The sequence below is a fragment of the Mycolicibacterium pallens genome, assembly GCF_019456675.1.
Taxonomy (GTDB): Bacteria; Actinomycetota; Actinomycetes; order Mycobacteriales; family Mycobacteriaceae; genus Mycobacterium; species Mycobacterium crocinum.
Map to the genome: position 1 here is coordinate 2,917,338 of NZ_CP080333.1, position 14,920 is coordinate 2,932,257.

General features: G+C 66.0%; 16 protein-coding genes and 1 pseudogene. 3 read left to right on the top strand and 14 right to left on the bottom strand.

Features of this window, described 5'->3' with window-relative positions:
- Nucleotides 1–22: 22 nt before the first annotated feature.
- Both K0O64_RS14345 and K0O64_RS14350 read left to right on the top strand, forming a co-directional pair.
- Nucleotides 23–580: a nicotinamidase gene (locus tag K0O64_RS14345; RefSeq protein ID WP_071944853.1), complete on the top strand. Its 558-nt coding sequence runs from the start codon at nucleotides 23–25 to the stop codon at nucleotides 578–580.
- Nucleotides 580–1,371: a ketosteroid isomerase family protein gene (locus K0O64_RS14350; protein ID WP_071944851.1), complete on the top strand. Its 792-nt coding sequence runs from the start codon at nucleotides 580–582 to the stop codon at nucleotides 1,369–1,371. Before K0O64_RS14345 ends, K0O64_RS14350 begins: the two co-directional genes overlap by 1 nt.
- Here the strand turns inward: K0O64_RS14350 and K0O64_RS14355 are convergent.
- From K0O64_RS14355 to K0O64_RS14415, 13 genes and pseudogenes are all read right to left on the bottom strand, one after another.
- Nucleotides 1,343–1,708: pseudogene (locus tag K0O64_RS14355) on the bottom strand (DUF488 domain-containing protein). The gene K0O64_RS14350 and the pseudogene K0O64_RS14355 overlap by 29 nt on opposite strands.
- A 14-nt stretch (nucleotides 1,709–1,722) precedes the next feature.
- Entirely contained in the window at nucleotides 1,723–2,544 is an 822-nt protein-coding gene (locus K0O64_RS14360) for a DUF1206 domain-containing protein (protein ID WP_096311456.1), read from the bottom strand.
- A gap of 10 nt (nucleotides 2,545–2,554) precedes the next feature.
- Nucleotides 2,555–3,379 (bottom strand): methanethiol S-methyltransferase, encoded by an 825-nt coding sequence (gene mddA, locus K0O64_RS14365; protein ID WP_071949852.1) that lies wholly within the window; start codon nucleotides 3,377–3,379, stop codon nucleotides 2,555–2,557.
- Nucleotides 3,380–3,431: 52 nt separating this feature from the next.
- Nucleotides 3,432–4,949 carry an HD domain-containing phosphohydrolase gene (locus K0O64_RS14370; protein WP_071944849.1) on the bottom strand — a complete coding sequence of 506 codons (1,518 nt, stop codon included), beginning with the start codon at nucleotides 4,947–4,949 and terminating at the stop codon, nucleotides 3,432–3,434.
- A 74-nt stretch (nucleotides 4,950–5,023) separates the two neighbouring features.
- On the bottom strand, nucleotides 5,024–5,785 hold the full coding sequence (locus K0O64_RS14375) for a hypothetical protein (RefSeq protein ID WP_425574798.1): 762 nt from the start codon (nucleotides 5,783–5,785) through the stop codon (nucleotides 5,024–5,026).
- Nucleotides 5,786–5,851: 66 nt separating this feature from the next.
- Nucleotides 5,852–6,784, bottom strand: coding sequence for an IS3 family transposase (locus K0O64_RS14380; protein WP_096311457.1), 933 nt, complete (start codon nucleotides 6,782–6,784; stop codon nucleotides 5,852–5,854).
- Complete coding sequence (locus K0O64_RS14385; protein WP_096310540.1) at nucleotides 6,781–7,071, bottom strand: transposase; 291 nt, start codon at nucleotides 7,069–7,071, stop codon at nucleotides 6,781–6,783. The genes K0O64_RS14380 and K0O64_RS14385 overlap by 4 nt, the downstream gene beginning before the upstream one ends.
- 58 nt (nucleotides 7,072–7,129) lie before the next feature.
- Nucleotides 7,130–7,786: a DedA family protein gene (locus tag K0O64_RS14390; protein WP_071944845.1), complete on the bottom strand. Its 657-nt coding sequence runs from the start codon at nucleotides 7,784–7,786 to the stop codon at nucleotides 7,130–7,132.
- A 62-nt stretch (nucleotides 7,787–7,848) separates the two neighbouring features.
- On the bottom strand, nucleotides 7,849–8,712 hold the full coding sequence (locus K0O64_RS14395) for an ABC transporter permease (RefSeq protein ID WP_071944843.1): 864 nt from the start codon (nucleotides 8,710–8,712) through the stop codon (nucleotides 7,849–7,851).
- Complete coding sequence (locus K0O64_RS14400) at nucleotides 8,709–9,584, bottom strand: ABC transporter permease (protein ID WP_096311458.1); 876 nt, start codon at nucleotides 9,582–9,584, stop codon at nucleotides 8,709–8,711. The genes K0O64_RS14395 and K0O64_RS14400 overlap by 4 nt, the downstream gene beginning before the upstream one ends.
- Before the next feature lie 4 nt (nucleotides 9,585–9,588).
- Nucleotides 9,589–10,773 carry a polyamine ABC transporter substrate-binding protein gene (locus tag K0O64_RS14405; protein ID WP_096311459.1) on the bottom strand — a complete coding sequence of 395 codons (1,185 nt, stop codon included), beginning with the start codon at nucleotides 10,771–10,773 and terminating at the stop codon, nucleotides 9,589–9,591.
- Nucleotides 10,774–10,832: 59 nt separating this feature from the next.
- The gene (locus K0O64_RS14410; RefSeq protein ID WP_096311460.1) at nucleotides 10,833–11,951 is read right to left on the bottom strand and encodes an ABC transporter ATP-binding protein; all 1,119 of its coding nucleotides are present in this window, start codon (nucleotides 11,949–11,951) and stop codon (nucleotides 10,833–10,835) included.
- Nucleotides 11,952–12,251: 300 nt separating this feature from the next.
- Nucleotides 12,252–13,394 carry an acyl-CoA dehydrogenase family protein gene (locus K0O64_RS14415; protein WP_096311461.1) on the bottom strand — a complete coding sequence of 381 codons (1,143 nt, stop codon included), beginning with the start codon at nucleotides 13,392–13,394 and terminating at the stop codon, nucleotides 12,252–12,254.
- Nucleotides 13,395–13,459: 65 nt separating this feature from the next.
- On the opposite strand from K0O64_RS14415, the gene K0O64_RS14420 reads away from it, so the two are divergent.
- Nucleotides 13,460–14,044 (top strand): TetR/AcrR family transcriptional regulator, encoded by a 585-nt coding sequence (locus K0O64_RS14420; RefSeq protein WP_096311462.1) that lies wholly within the window; start codon nucleotides 13,460–13,462, stop codon nucleotides 14,042–14,044.
- Here K0O64_RS14420 and K0O64_RS14425 read toward each other — a convergent pair whose 3' ends face one another.
- Nucleotides 14,045–14,851 (bottom strand): SDR family NAD(P)-dependent oxidoreductase, encoded by an 807-nt coding sequence (locus tag K0O64_RS14425; RefSeq protein WP_096311463.1) that lies wholly within the window; start codon nucleotides 14,849–14,851, stop codon nucleotides 14,045–14,047. It lies immediately after the preceding gene.
- Nucleotides 14,852–14,920: the final 69 nt, after the last annotated feature.

Consider the following 14,920-nt stretch of genomic DNA (forward strand, 5'->3'; position numbering starts at 1 on the left):
GATCTGTAGATACGGTGGGCAGATGCGGGCGTTGATCATCGTCGACGTACAGAACGATTTCTGCGAGGGCGGGTCGCTGGCCGTGGTCGGAGCCGGCGCGGTGGTGCAGGCCATCAACGCGTTGCTGGCCAGTGACCATGGGTACGACCACGTGGTGGCGACCAAGGACTATCACCTCGACCCGGGCGGCCATTTCGCCGACGAGCCCGACTACGTCGACTCGTGGCCACGGCACTGCGTGGCAGGCACATCCGGCGCCGACTTCCACCCCGACCTCAATACCGCGCCGATCGAGGCGGTGTTCCACAAGGGCGCGTACACCGCGGCCTACAGCGGCTTCGAAGGTGTGGTCGACCACACCCCGCTGGCCGACTGGCTTCGCGCCCGAGGAGTCGACGAAGTCGACATCGTCGGCATCGCCACCGACTACTGTGTGCGCCAAAGCGCGGCCGACGCCACTCGTAACGGGTTCAAAACCCGTGTGCTGGTTGACCTTACGGCCGGGGTGGCACCCACTTCGACCGCTGAGGCCCTGGACGAGATGCGTGGTCGCGGGGTCGAACTGGTGCACAACGTCTGATGACCGCGTCCCGCTCGGCACTCATCGATGTGGTCGACCGGTCCCCGCTGATGGCGGCCGACCACGACCGCGCCGGCTGGGTCGGATTGTTCACCGACGACGGCCGGGTCGAAGACCCGGTCGGATCGCGGCCGCACGTCGGGCCGCAACAGATCGGGCGGTTCTACGACACGTTCATCGCCCCGCGCGAGATCGTCTTTCATCACGAAGCCGACATCGTCTCGGACACAACGGTCATTCGCGATGTCGTCCTGGAGGTCGGGATGGGGCCGGCGGTGACGATGCGAATCCCAGCCGTATTGCGGTACGACCTCCGCGAGATCGACGACGCGTGGCGTATCGAACGGCTGCGCGCCTACTGGGAACTGCCCGCGATGATGGTGCAGTTCGCCCGTAATGGGGCGGCCGCGGGTCCGCAGGCGCTGGAATTGAGCCGCGCGCTGATCCGCAATCAGGGATGGCGCGGATCGTTGGGATTCGCCTCCGGATTCCGCGGTGCCCGATTCCGGGGTAAGCGGACAGTGCGCGGCTTCCTCGACGCGGTGGCCGCCGGCGACCAGTTGCGGGCGTGGCGGGCGCTCGGGTCCGGTGCGCTGATCACCCGTGGCGAACGAAACCCACTGAAGTTCGGGGCTTTCAGCGAGGAGCTGGCCGGCGCATCGTGGACCAAGGTGATCGCCGCGGGTTCGTCGATCACCGCGTCGCGCAGCGGCGCGCGAGCGGGAGTCCTGATCGCTGAGCTCGGCAACGCCGGCGGCGACATCACCCGGGTGCGTTATTTCGCCGAATGAGATCGGCCAGAACAGCCGCCTCACTACGTGCGACGTCCCTCGTGGCAGTCAGCAATGTGAGCGTTCCGCGTTCGTCGAGCCGACACAACTCCTGGAATGCGGCCGCGCGCTCGGGCTCATCGAGCTCTGCGCGGTAGCGCTGAGCGAACTCGTCGAACAGCGCCGGATCGTGGTTATACCAAGTGCGTAGTTCCGTCGACGGAGCGACGGCCTTGCACTAGTGCTGCAGTTGCGCGCGCTCCTTGCTCATACCGCGTGGCCAAAGCCGGTCCACGAGAACTCGGGCGCCGTCGGCGGGCGCGGGTTCGTCGTAGATCCGCCCGAGCCGTACTGCCATCGCGCTGGAGTCCACTACATCCGCGAGAAGCGCGCGAGGACAAAGCAATACGCACCATAGGCGGCGAAACCGGCCGCTGCCGCGATGAGCAGCACCCTGCCGAATGGTGCCTCGCCCATACTCTTGACCGCGGCGTCCAGCCCGGCGCCCTTGGACGGGTCGGTGGTCAGCGTCGCGATGATCAGAAGCACACCCGCGCCACCGAGCACGATGCCCTTCGCGGTGTATCCGGCGATGCCCAGCGGCGTGATCAACGGGCCGCCACCGCTGACCGTCAGGTCCTCCTCGAACTTGGTCGAGATCCCTTTGTAGACGTGGTAGCCGCCGATGCCAATGATCACCGCGGCTGCGATCAGCAGAAGCGCTTTTCCCCAACTGGTTTGGAGCAACTGGGCGGTGAGACCGGTATTGCGCTGGCTGCTGGACTCGCCACCGCCGTCGGCGAACTTCACCGCGGCCAGTGCGATGCCGGCGTAGATGAGGGCCAGACCGCCCGACTTGATCCGATCGAAGACGTCGTAGGGACCGTCGTGCTCGCGCCCCGGCTCGCTCGGATGCGAGCCGAGGATCGTCTCGGCACCCCTCCACAGGGCCATGGCGACCAGGCCACCGGCGACCAGCCAGAGGGCCACCGCACCACCGGGCTGGGCCGCCAGCGTTGCCAGTGCACCGGACTGGTCGGCGTTTCCGGCCGAGCCGAATGGAAGTCGGACGATGATGTAGGCGATCAGCAGGTGCAGGACACCGCTGATGCTGTATCCCGCCCTGGCGGCCAACTCGAAGGGTCTGCTGTTCGTGGCTGCTCGCACAGCACCGTTCATCGCGTTGTCGGCCACGAAAATTGAGTTACCCGTGCGCAGCGCCGGAAAAACCATCCGTCGTGGCGCCCGTCACCGGGCATGACCGCCGTGGACGCATGCCGGGAACCAGCATCGGCACGCTGTTCCGGTAGGCCTGGTAGCTCGCGCCGAGCTCGGCCACGAGGTCCCGCTCCTCGATCTGGATAGCGATCAGGATGTAGCCCGTCGTACCGATCGCGAACAGCAGGTGCCCCGCGGTCATCTCGGGCGTGGCCCAGAAGGCGACCAGGAAGCCCAGCATCAGTGGGTGGCGCACCAGCCGGTATAGCAGGGTGGCCCGGAAACCGGTCTCTCGCCGGGGAGAGCCGCGCCAGGCCGCGAACACCTGCCGCAGGCCGAACAGCTCAAAGTGATCGATCATGAAGGTGGCGGCCAGGACGGTGGCCCAGCCCGCCGCGAACAGCGTCCACAGCAGCACCCGGGCCGCAGGCTGATCGACCTGCCAGATCACGGCCGGCATCGTGCGCCACTGCCAATAGAGCAGCAGCAGAACGAGACTGGCCAGCAGGACGTAGGTGCTGCGTTCGATGGCGGGCGGCACGAAGCGCGTCCACCACCGTTTGAAGGCGGGCCTGGCCATCACGCTGTGTTGGACGGCGAACAGCCCGAGCAGCAGGGTGTTGATCACCAGCGCCACGGCGAACGAGGCGCCGTCGATACCGTGATCGACCGTCCGTGGCACGAGGATGCCCCCGACGAAGACGACGGCGTAGCAGAAGGCGACCAGGAAGACGAGATAGCTCGCGACCCCGTAGGCCACGACGAGGATGCGGCGAGTCCGCGTGTGCGCGGACGACGGATTGTGTGTCATATCCATGATGCTCGTCGGCAAGGGCGCCGCAATCATGGGGCATCCGCCTCAACTACACCGGTTCGGTGAGCCCGTGACGCAGTGCGTACATGCTCGCACCGATCCGATTGGACACCCCGATCTTGGCGTAGGTCCGTTCGACATGATTGCGGGCGGTCTTCTCGCTGATCACCAGTGCGGCAGCGATCTCCTTGTTCGACGCACCCTGCGCCACCAGGCGCAGCACCTCGATCTCGCGCGGGGTGAGGCCGTCGGGTCGGGTGGCCGAGCGTCGGCTCCGATGCCCCGCCGCCTGCAGAACGGCCTCGCCGGCGACGTCGTCGAGTTCGCCGGCGCGAACGCGGTCGCGGATCCGCCGGGCCGCCGCGTCCGGATCCAGTGCGGAGCGGTATGGCCTTGGCTCCAAAGCCGATTGGTAGGCGACGGTTGCGGCCAGTACCCGGTCGGGCATGCCGAGTGCGGCGCCGGGCAGGCTGCGCGGGTAGCCGGTTCCGTTGATGCATTCGTGGTGGTTCCCGGCGATCTGGGCGACGGGTTCGAGCCCGTCGATCCGGCTCAGGATGCGGGTGGTGAGGTAGGGATGCAGCCGCATGTGTTCGAACTCCGCCGCGGACAATGTCGCGGGCTTGGACCACACCTGATTGGAGACACCGATACGGCCGAGATCGTGGACGTGGCCGGCTCGGCGGACCAACGTCACCGTATCGGCGGCCAGGCCGACCGCCTCGGCGGCATCACCCGCCAATTGCGCCACCGCACGTGAATGACCAAGTGTGAAAGGACATTTCAAGTCCACAAAGTCGCCAAGCGCGATCAGCAGTTCGTCGAAGGATTGCTGCTGCAACGGCTCGTGGCGATCGGGCGCGCACGAGAGCGCAGCCTCCCAGACCTCACCCGCCGGCGGCCCGGCCAGAATCGCGTCCGCGTCTGCTGCGAAGGCGTCCACCACATCCGGGTCGAACTGCTTGCCGCTGCGTTGCCTGGCCATGTCGACGGCGGCGCCCACCCCGCCCGTGCGATGGTGCACCTCGGCCATATCGGCGAGCTGGGCCACCCGCATCTCGATCGGGATCTCGGCACCACCGACCCCGCCGGGCATCCCGCTTCCGTCGTAGCGTTCGAAGCTGAACCCCAGCGCGTTCTGCACGCCGGCACCCAGACCCATGCGGTCGGCCAGCAGCGCCGCCGACGTGCAGTGCGAGTGGATCAGGGCGGACATGTTGCCGCGGGCGTTGATGAACAGCGTCGCGATCGACGTCAGCCGCTGGGTGATCGGTTCACCGCGGCCGACGTTCGCAACCAGGAAGCGGTAGTAGGGCAGCCCGGCCCAATCGACGTGATAGGCGTCGCGACGCACCGAGATGTCGTCGCCGAACCAGTTCGCGAACTCGTGCGAGTCGGCGTGACAGCCGATCCACATCACCAGGGTGGTGTAGTACACGCAATCGCGCTGGGATGCGTCCAGGCCCAGCCGATCGGCGATCCTGGTTCCGATCAGGGCGGACCGCAGCATGTGCTCGGCGGGCTGGCCGAGGCCGAGGTCGATCGCCACCGACAGGGCCGCCAGCATCTCGGCCCGGCTGGGTGCTCGTGACGGGGGACCGGTCGGGGTCCTCGGTGCTGCCACGCGCTCGATTGTGCTCCCTAACACGCGTTGACGGGTTCTCTTGGCGCGGTCTGCCACGCCGCGGCATGGCGTTGCGGATCGAAGCTGTCGAACCGAGCGGTGCCGATCACGCACAGGCCACGCTGCGGCAGGCGGAAGTCGGCCAACCGGCTCTGGCTGGCCAGCGGGGCCACGGTGCCGAGGCTGACACCGTCAAGCACCGCTCGCGAGCGGCGGACGGCCCAGACCTGGCGCGGGGCGACGCGGAAGTTCTGACCGTTCGGCGCGGTGCCGGCCAGTCGCATCCCGCCCGTTCGCAGCAGCGGCCCGGCGATCCGGCCCATACCCGCGAGCACCGGCACATTGCCCCAGGCCCATTCGGGCATGGCGCGGCCGAGCATGCTGACGGCGCGGGTGACCGGTGTGCTGCTCATGCCGACCGTCCAGCGCAGCAGCCCGGGAATCGTGATCACAAGAGACCAGGGGTCGGTCCACGTGGTCGTGATGTCGCACTCCACCGCGGGAACCGTTGTGGCCGAACTGAAGTAGCGCGAGCAGCTTTGCTCGGCAGGCGTGGTGGCGTAGAACGTCCATCGATCAGCCGGGTCGCGGTGCCACACCGAGCGGTACGCGGGGGAGAAGGAGGACGCCGGAAAATCCCGGTACGCCAGATAGTGTCCGGTGTCGAACGGCAGGCCCATGATGCCGAAGCCGCTCACCCGATCGTCGGTGCCCGAAGGCAGGGTCGGATGGTCTGCGATCGCGCTCACTGCGCGTTGTGGTGTGTTCATGGGGTCAATGCTGGCGTTCCACACCGGCTCTGGGCATGGGGCAGCTGTGCTTCCCCCGAAATCGTGGAGGGTTTCCTATGCCGCTTCCGGCTCGGTCTTGGATTCCCTGATCTCGTAGTTGACGGGCGATAACCCGTCTGCCGAACTGTGCCGGCGTTGGTGGTTGTAGAAGGTGTAGCACCAGTCGATGACCACAGCCTGCGCCTGGATAGTATCACGGAAGGTATTGCGGGACAGCACTTCCCACTCCAGCGAGGAGAAGAACGCCTCCGCGGCGGCATTGTCGAAACACGACCCAACCCGGCCCATCGACTGCCGGATACCCAACCGCCGACACACCCTCGTGAAGCTCTTGGCGGTATAGGTGCTCCCACGGTCGGTGTGGAATATGACCCGCTGCGACTCGTCGTCGCGCCAAATCGCCTGACGGCCACCGCGGGCTGTCACGGCCATCTGGATGGCCGCGCACGCCAGCTCGGCGTCGGGGTGCAGGCCCATCGCCGCACCGAGTAGCCGGCGGCTGTAGAGGTCGATCACGGTGGCCAGATACAGCTTCCCGGATTCGGTCGGGATCTCGGTCATATCACCCACCCATTTGCAGTTCGCCGCGGCGGCGGCGAAGTCCCGTTTGAGCAGGTCGGGGAATTTCGGTGCGGTCTTGTCCTGGCGGGTCAGCCCGCCACAGCGCTTGATACGGCGCGCGACCAGGCCCTGGCGGCGCATCGAGTCGGCCACCGTCTTCTCCGACACCGTCCATCCGAGATCGCGCAGGTCAGCCACCAGTCGCGGCGAACCGTGCAGTCCCCTGGCCTTCCCGAACGCTGCCTTGACCGCATCGTCGATCTCGACACGGCGCCGATCAGTATCGGTATGCACCCCATCAACCGACTCCGCACGGCCGATCCACTTGTAGAACCAGGACACGCCGACACCCAACAATGTGCAGGTAAATGTATGAGGCACACGGTATTTGGTCCTCTGGTCGGCGATGAAGCGGGCCACACTCACTTCGTCGCCTCCTTCACCCACAGGACCACGGATCGCTTGAGGACATCACGCTCCATCCGCAACTCCGCGACCTCGCTGCGCAGGCGCTTGAGCTCGTCGAGGTCGTCGCGGGTCAGCTCACCGCGGCCTTCACGGGCTTCCCGCGCCCGCGCGACCCAGTTGCCCAGCGTGCCCTCGTGTACCCCCAGATCACGCGCGACCGCCGCGATCGGCTTGCCCGTCTCCTCGACGATCCGGACAGCACCCTCACGGAACTCCCGGTCGTACTTCTTCCGTTTCTCTGGCATCTCGATCCCTATTGTTGATGCCTCCACGGTCTCGGGGGAAGTTCACAGCTGCCCCATTTCAGTCGTGCTTGCGCAGTGTTTCCCAGTCGTGTTCGTCCTCGAGCTGGGCGATCAGATTTCTCGTCCGTTCCCGCAACAGCAACGTCATCCCGATACCGACGATGATCGCGACGACCAGTGCGACCCAGGAAAATCGCGACAACCACTTCTCGGCCGCCAAGCCGAGGTAGTAGACCACCGCGGTGGTGCCGCCGGCCCAGCAGACCGCACCGGATGCGTTGGCGGCCAGGAAGCGCCCGTAGCGCATCCGCAATGCGCCGGCCAAGGGCCCGGCGAGGATCCGCAGCAGCGCGATGAAGCGCCCGAAGAACACCGCCCACACCCCCCAGCGGGCGAACAGCTGCTTGGCCAAGGCCACATGACCGGGACCGAAGTGTTTCGGAAACCGCTTACCGAGCCGTTCGAACAGCCCCATGCCGTACCGGCGGCCGATCGAGTATCCGATCGAGTCGCCGATGATGGCGCCGATCGTGGCGGCCGCGCCGACCCACAACGGGCTGATGTCCAGAGTGTGCCGCGAAGCCAGCAACGCCGCACTGACCAAGGCGATCTCGCCCGGCAGGGGAATGCCGAGACTTTCCAGACCGATGATCAGACCGACGATCAGGTACACCGCCAGCGGTGGGATGGATTCCAGTATCGCGTCGACCGTCACCCGCCAAGGATGCCGTATCCACGGCGATTACCGGAGCGAACCGGCTGGTTCGCGTGTCGATCTCAGGTGTCGCGCTTGCGCCGGTACAAAGTGCCGACGCCCAGCAAGATCAGGCTGATCACCAGGATCGCAGTGGCCAGCACGTTGATCTGAGGCGGCACAGCGGCTTTCACCGCCGCGTTCACATACAGCGGGTACGTCACCGTCGAGCCGCTGACGAAATAGGTGATGATGAAGTCGTCCAACGACAGCGCGAACGACAACATCGCGGCCGCGACGATGCCCGGCACGATCAGCGGCAACGTCACCCGGAAGAACGTCCGGGTCGGCCCGGCGCCCAAATCCAGTGAGGCGTCCTCGAGTGTCCAGTCGAAGCCACGGATCCGCGCCCGCACCGTCATCGCGATGAAGCTGATCTCGAACGCGACGTGCGCGATCACGATCGTGGTGTATCCGGTGGCCCAGCCCAGGTCGAGGAACAGGGTGAGCAGCGAGGCGCCCATGACGACCTCGGGCGAGGTCAGCGGCAGCACCAGGAAGGTGTCTACCGCCTTGCTACCACGAAACCGTTGCCGCACAAGGGCGATCGCGACCAACGTGCCGAGGACTCCGGCGATCAGGGTCGACACCGCGGCGACGTTCAGGCTCAGCTTCAGCGCTTCGGTCAGGGCCGGGTATTTGAACGGGTCGGCCCAGTTGTCCAGCGTGAAGCCCTGCCAGGTGTAGTTGAACTTCCCGGCCGGCTTGTTGAACGAGAAGATAACGATCACCAGGATCGGCAGGAACAGATAGCAGAGCACCAGGCCGGCGATGATCCGCAGGGCCACATCGCCGAGCTTGAAATTCCCCCGAATATTGCGGCCCGGCTTGGCAAGTCCGCCGTGGTCGATGGTCTGCGCGATCGCCGCCCCAGCCTCGGTGGTCATACCAGGTCCTCAGTGCCGAGGGCCCGCGTATAGATCAGCACCCCGACCAGGATCAGCGCCATCAACACGAAGCTCAGTGCGGCGGCCGCCGGGTAGTCCTTGACCACCAGGAACTGCTTCTGGATGACGTTGCCGATCATTCTGGTCTGAGTGCTGCCCAGGTAGTCGGCGTTGATGAAGTCGCCGACCGACGGGATGAACACCAGCATGCTGCCGGCCAGGACGCCGGGCATCGCCAGCGGCATGATCACTTTGCCGAACATCCTGCGGTTGGAGGCGTACAGGTCTCGGGACGCCTCCAGCAGACGGGCGTCGATCTTCTCGAGGCTGACATACAGCGGCAGGATCATGAAGATGATCCAGTTGTAGGTCAGCCCGCCGATGACAGCCCAGCCGGTGGAGAGCAGACGCCCCTCCGACGGCAGCAGCCCGACCGAACCCAATGTGTGGACCACCCAGCCGTCGTCGGCGAGGATCGTTTTCCACGCCAGGGTTCGGATCAGGAACGTCACGAAGAACGGCAGGATCACCAGGCCCAGCAGAAGGTTCTTGTACCGCCCCGCCTTGAAGGCGATCACGTAGGCCAGCGGGAAAGCCAACAGCAGGCACAGCACGGTCGCGGTCAGCGCGTAACCGAATGACCGCAGGATCTGCTCGCGGTACTCGCTGAGCGCCTCGCCGTAGTTGCCGAAATCCCATGCGAAGGTGAGTTCGGGCAGATAGATCGAGCCACCCATGGTCGACAACGACGTCCGCAGCAGCGAGACGAACGGAACGACGTAGAAGACCCCGAGATACGCGAGGGCGGGCAAGATCATCAGGTAGGGCGCGAGCTTGCTCCGCTGCCGATTGCTACTGGCTACTCCTGCCATCGCGTCACTCGCCGGTGACGGTCGCGTAGGCCTTGTTGAACTCGTCCGTCTGCTGGTCGGTCAGCGCAGCCCAGGTCTTGAGGCTGTCCAGGGTGGCCTTCGACGGGTTGACCAGCGGGTTGGCGGCCAGGGCCGGGTCGATCTTGTTGAGCTCGTCGGTCATATCCGTCAACACCGGGACGTACTGGGTGTGCGCGATCAACTTGGCGTAGTTGGCCCGGTCGTAGACGTAGTTGATCCACGCCTCGGCGGCCTTCTGGTTCTGGGTGGTGTAGGGAATCACCATCGTGTCGATGAACGTCGTGCCGCCGGAGGCGGGCACCACGAACTTCAGGTCCGGGTTGTCCTTCTGCAGCTGTACCACATCGCCCGAATAGGCTTGGGCGATAACGACATTGCCCGATGCCAGGTCATCGGCATAGTCATTGCCGGTAAACCGGCGGATCTGACCGGCGTCCTTCTGCTGTTTGATCAGTGCGACGGCCTTGTTGACGGCATCGATGTTCGGGTCCTCAACCGAGTTGCCCTGCGAGAGCATGATCATGCCGAGGCCGTCCTGAGTATCGGCGAGCAGGCTGACCTTGCCCCGGAACGCCGGATCCCAGAGGTCGTCGATCTTGGTGATGTCGCGGTTGGTCGCGGCGCGGTTGTAGGCCAGACCGACCATGCCCGACATATAGGGCGCACTGAACTTGCGGCCTGGATCGGCCTTGGCGTTGAGCAGGTCGGGACGCATGTTTTTCTTGTTGGTCCAACGGCTTTCGCTGATCCCGTTGAGCCAGCCGAGCCCGTTGAGCCGGGCTGCCAGGAACTGGGTGGGCACCACCAGATCGGCGCCGATGTCCTGCTTGCGTGACAACGGTTCCTTGTTCTTGGCGAACCACTCCTCGTTGTCGTTGAAGTCCTCTTTGTAATCGACGGTCAGCCCGGTCGCGGTCTGGAACGCCGCGACGAAACCGTCGGCCATGTACAGCGGCCAGTTCGAGATGCGCAGCTTTCCGGTGGCCGGGGAGCCGTCATCTGATGGGGTCGCCGGGCCGCTCGAGCTGCTCTTGTTGTCGGACTTGCTACACGCTGCGAGGAAGGAAGGTCCGAGGACCAGCGCGGCTGCGGCGGCGGCACCGCCACCGATGAACCGGCGCCGGGACGCGTTCGAGGCAAGGATCCGAGGGTCGATCTCTGTGGCCATGTGCCGTAATGCCTTTCGTAGGGGGAAGGTCGGGGGACTAAGCGCGGGGATCGGTTCTTCTACGAGTCATCGAGCATCTCTTCGAGGTCTTCGGTGGTCGGGATGTCCGCCGCAGGCAACACCAGCGACGCGTCGGGAGCCCAGGCCACGTGGACGTCGTCGCCGGGCCGCAGCATCGGCAGGTTCTGCTCCGGTCCGACGTGGGCGACGATCGGGGAGCCGTCGGCCACCGCCATCGATAGACGCAGCACCGGCCCTTGGAAGGTCAGGTCGACGACCTTGGCGCCGACCGTCGCGACGTCACCGGTCGGCTGATCTATCGACACCCGGACCCGCTCGGGCCGAACCATCAGGGTGGCCTGACCGCCGGGCTCGATCGTGGTGTCCCCGGGCTTCGCCTTGAGCTTGGTGCCCAGCACCTCGACCTCGACGAAATCGCGGTTGACGCGACCGGTCTGGCGGCCGTGCCACAGGTTGGCCTGGCCGATGAAGCCGGCGACGAACACCGTCGACGGACGGTCGTAGATATCGGTCGGGGTGCCGATCTGTTCGACGTTGCCTGCGTTCATGACCGCGATCCGGTCGCTCATCGTGAGCGCTTCCTCCTGGTCGTGCGTCACGTAGACGAACGTGATGCCGACCTCGCGCTGGATGCGCTTGAGTTCGAACTGCATGACATGGCGCAGTTTGAGGTCCAGGGCGCCGAGCGGTTCGTCGAGCAGCAGTGCGCTGGGGTAGTTGACCAGGGCCCGGGCCAGCGCGACGCGCTGCTGCTGACCGCCGGAGAGCTGGGCGGGCTTGCGCTGGGCGAAGTCGGTGAGGCGGACGACCTCGAGCATCTCGTCGACACTCTTCTTCACCGCCGCCTTGTCCTTCTTCTGACTGCGTGGGCCATACGCCACGTTGTCCCACACCGTCATGTGCGGGAACAGCGCGTAATGCTGGAAGACGGTGTTGACGTTGCGCTTGTGCGGGGGCACGCGGGATACGTCGACGCCCTCGAGCCGAATCGCGCCCTCGGTGGGCTGTTCGAAGCCCGCAATCATGCGCAGGGTGGTGGTCTTTCCGCAGCCGGAGGGGCCGAGCATGGAGAAGAACTCGCCCGCACCGATCGAGAAGTCGGCGTCAGCGACGGCGACGTAGTCCTCGAAGCGCTTGACGACGTGATCGATTTCGATGACCGGCGCGCCGCTGGTGCGCCGGGGTCCGGTGTGTCCGGGGGTCTGCTGGGTGGCGGTGGCGCCGGTGTCGGTCAGGGCCCGTCCTCCTTCGTCCGCGGGCCGACGAGTTGCGACCTGTCGACTCCGCCCCTAAACGATTGCGGATTTGCGTGCTCTTCGCAACCGATTCCGCAACGAAATATGAATTCTTCGATGGAATCGCTCGTACAGCCCCCGTCTGGGGCACGGCTTTCGATTGAACGGCAGCACGGGCCCGGGTGGCTGGAGGCCGTCAATGGGACGGATCGTAACCCCGTTTCAGGTGGTCGTGAGCCCCCGCGCGATAACCAGTCGCTGGATTTGGTTGGTTCCTTCGAAGATCTGGGTGATCTTGGCTTCGCGCATGAAGCGCTCCGCGCGGTAGTCGCGGGTGTAGCCGACACCGCCGAGAACCTGGACGGCGTCGGTGGTCACCTTCATCGCCGCATCGGTGGCCACCAGCTTGGCGACGCTGGCCTGCTGCGAGTAGGGGCGGCCGGCGTCGCGACGACGGGCGGCATCCAGGTAAGTGGCCCGGGCGCTGGCCACCGCGGTGGCCATGTCGGCGAGCAGGAACCCCAGCCCCTGATGGTCGATGATCTTGCGGCCGAACGTGGTTCTTTCGTTGGCGTAGGCGCAGGCCTCATCGAGGGCGGCCTGCGCGATGCCGACGGCGACGGCTGCGATGCCCAGTCGCCCCGAGTCCAGCGCGCTGAACGCGATTCCTAGACCCTGGCCCTCGGCGCCGATCCGGCGCTCGGGGTCCACCAGTGCGTTGTCATAGAACGCCGACGTGGTCGGAACCGCGGCCAGGCCCATCTTCTCCTCGGGCTTTCCGAAGCTGAGGCCGGGTTGATCCGCCGGAATCAGGAAGCAGGAAATGCCGCGAGACCCTTCGCCGGTGCGGGCGAAGAGGTTGTAGAAGTCCGCGCGTCCGCCATGGGTGATCCAGGCCTTGGAACCGTTGATGAGGTATCCGCCGTCGGTAGGGGTGGCTTTGCACTGCAGCGCGGCGGCATCGGAGCCGGCCTGCGGCTCGGACAAGCTGTACGCGCCGATCTGCTCGCCGGACAGCATGCCCGGCAGCCACCGCGCGCGCTGCTCATCGGTGCCGAACATCAACAGCGGGTGGCACGACAGGCTGTGCACGCTGACGGCCACCGCGACCGCGGCCCAGCGCACGGCGATCTCCTCCAGGACCTGGAGATAGACCTCGAACGACTGGCCGCCGCCACCCCATTCCTCCGGCTGCGGCAGGCTCAGCAATCCGGCCGCGCCGAGCTGGGCGAAGACGCCCTCGGGATAGGTCTCGTTGCGCTCATGCCGGTCGACGATCGGGCTGAGCATCTTGTCGCAGATGTCCCGGGTCAGCGCGATGAGGTCCGCGGCGTCCTGGTCGGGGAGAAGGCGGTCGACGGGCATGGGTGAGACCTCTCGATCGGTACCAGAAATAGTACTGAGTTACGTTAGTCAGTACTATTCCATGAATGACTACCCCCACCGCCCCGACCTTCGGGACGCGGCGCCGCGGCGAATTGTTCGACGCGCTCCTGACGCTGTTCCTCGCCGAGGGGTTCGCTCACCTGACCCTCGACGACATCGCCGCCCGGCTGCGCTGTTCGAAGGGCACGCTGTACACGCTCGCCGGCAGTAAAGAGCAGTTGGTCCACGCCGTCACCGTCCACTTCTTTCGGCGGGCCACCGACGATGTCGAGCAGCGGGTTTCCGCGGCGAGCGGGGCGCGAGAACGCATCACCGCCTACCTCACCGCCGTCGGTGCCGCGCTCGAAGTCGCATCGGAGCGGTTCATGACCGACCTGGGCGCCTTCGCCCCCGCTCGGGCGGTCTATGAGCAGAACACCACGATCGCCGCCCGTCGGGTCAGCGAGCTGATCGCCGAAGGCGTTGCCGCCCAAGAATTTCGGGATGTACACGCGGCGTTTGCCGCCGATCTGGCAGCGGCCACGATGGTCCGCATTCAGCAGGGGACGGTTCGGTCCACAACCGGTCTCGACGACGCGGCGGCGTACCGCGAACTGGCCGCCATCCTGACCGCAGGCATCAACGCCTGATCACATGTGCGCGCCGCCGTCGATGCGGACCTCGGTGCCCGAGACGAAGTAGGCGTCCGCGCTGCCCAGCATCGCGACCACATTGGCGACCGCATCCGGCTTGGCGAAGATCTCGCCCTTGGGCAGGGGGAGCAGCGGCGCGACCCGGCCGAAGAGGCTGTAGTCGACGTCCTCGGGCAGTCCCGGACCGACGCTCTGCTTCGATTCGCCGGTGCCGTCGGTCATGCCCGAGGAGATCGAGCCGGGCTGCACCGAGTTGAACCGAATGCCGGTCTTGGCGAACTCGGCCGCCAGGGCGTGCGTCATCGCCTGAACGCCACCCTTGGACGCGGCGTACGCCGACATGTAGGGGTGGGCGAAGGCCGCCGAGGTCGAGCTGAAGTTCACGACGGCGGGGGCGTTGCCCTCCTTGAGCGCGGAAATCGCCTCGCGGGTCACTAGGAATGTGCCGACCAGATTCACCCGCAGAACCTGCTCGAAGGCCGCCAGCGTGGTGTCCAGGAAATGGTCCGAGCGCAAGATGCCGGCCACGTTCACCAGTGTGTCGAGACCACCGAGTGTCGAAATCGCCTCGCCGACACCGGCTTTCACTGAATCCTCGGAGCCCACATCGACGACCACCGTGGTCAGCCTGCTCGCGGCGTCACCCGCTTTGGCGACCGTGTCCTTGAGGCCGGACTCACTGATGTCGGCGGCCGCCACACGACCACCCTCGTCGAGGATGCGCAACACGCAGGCCTGGCCGATACCGGAACCACCGCCGGTGATCAGCACGCGACGATCGGAGTAACGCTGCAAGCTCGCCATGACGGGTCAGCTCCTGTTTCAGTGCGGTGATGGGGCCTCGAACATTGTGGGTCGTGATCCGTTCCGCGC

Bases quoted from the DNA above. Each gene is read 5' to 3' on its own strand.
- K0O64_RS14345 (WP_071944853.1), top strand. From the start codon at position 23: ATGCGGGCGTTGATCATCGTCGACGTACAGAACGATTTCTGCGAGGGC.
- K0O64_RS14350 (WP_071944851.1), top strand. From the start codon at position 580: ATGACCGCGTCCCGCTCGGCACTCATCGATGTGGTCGACCGGTCCCCG.
- mddA (WP_071949852.1), bottom strand. From the start codon at position 3,379: ATGACACACAATCCGTCGTCCGCGCACACGCGGACTCGCCGCATCCTC.
- K0O64_RS14370 (WP_071944849.1), bottom strand. From the start codon at position 4,949: ATGCTGGCGGCCCTGTCGGTGGCGATCGACCTCGGCCTCGGCCAGCCC.
- K0O64_RS14385 (WP_096310540.1), bottom strand. From the start codon at position 7,071: ATGCCAGAGAAACGGAAGAAGTACGACCGGGAGTTCCGTGAGGGTGCT.
- K0O64_RS14395 (WP_071944843.1), bottom strand. From the start codon at position 8,712: ATGACCACCGAGGCTGGGGCGGCGATCGCGCAGACCATCGACCACGGC.
- K0O64_RS14400 (WP_096311458.1), bottom strand. From the start codon at position 9,584: ATGGCAGGAGTAGCCAGTAGCAATCGGCAGCGGAGCAAGCTCGCGCCC.
- K0O64_RS14405 (WP_096311459.1), bottom strand. From the start codon at position 10,773: ATGGCCACAGAGATCGACCCTCGGATCCTTGCCTCGAACGCGTCCCGG.
- K0O64_RS14415 (WP_096311461.1), bottom strand. From the start codon at position 13,394: ATGCCCGTCGACCGCCTTCTCCCCGACCAGGACGCCGCGGACCTCATC.
- K0O64_RS14420 (WP_096311462.1), top strand. From the start codon at position 13,460: ATGACTACCCCCACCGCCCCGACCTTCGGGACGCGGCGCCGCGGCGAA.
- K0O64_RS14425 (WP_096311463.1), bottom strand. From the start codon at position 14,851: ATGGCGAGCTTGCAGCGTTACTCCGATCGTCGCGTGCTGATCACCGGC.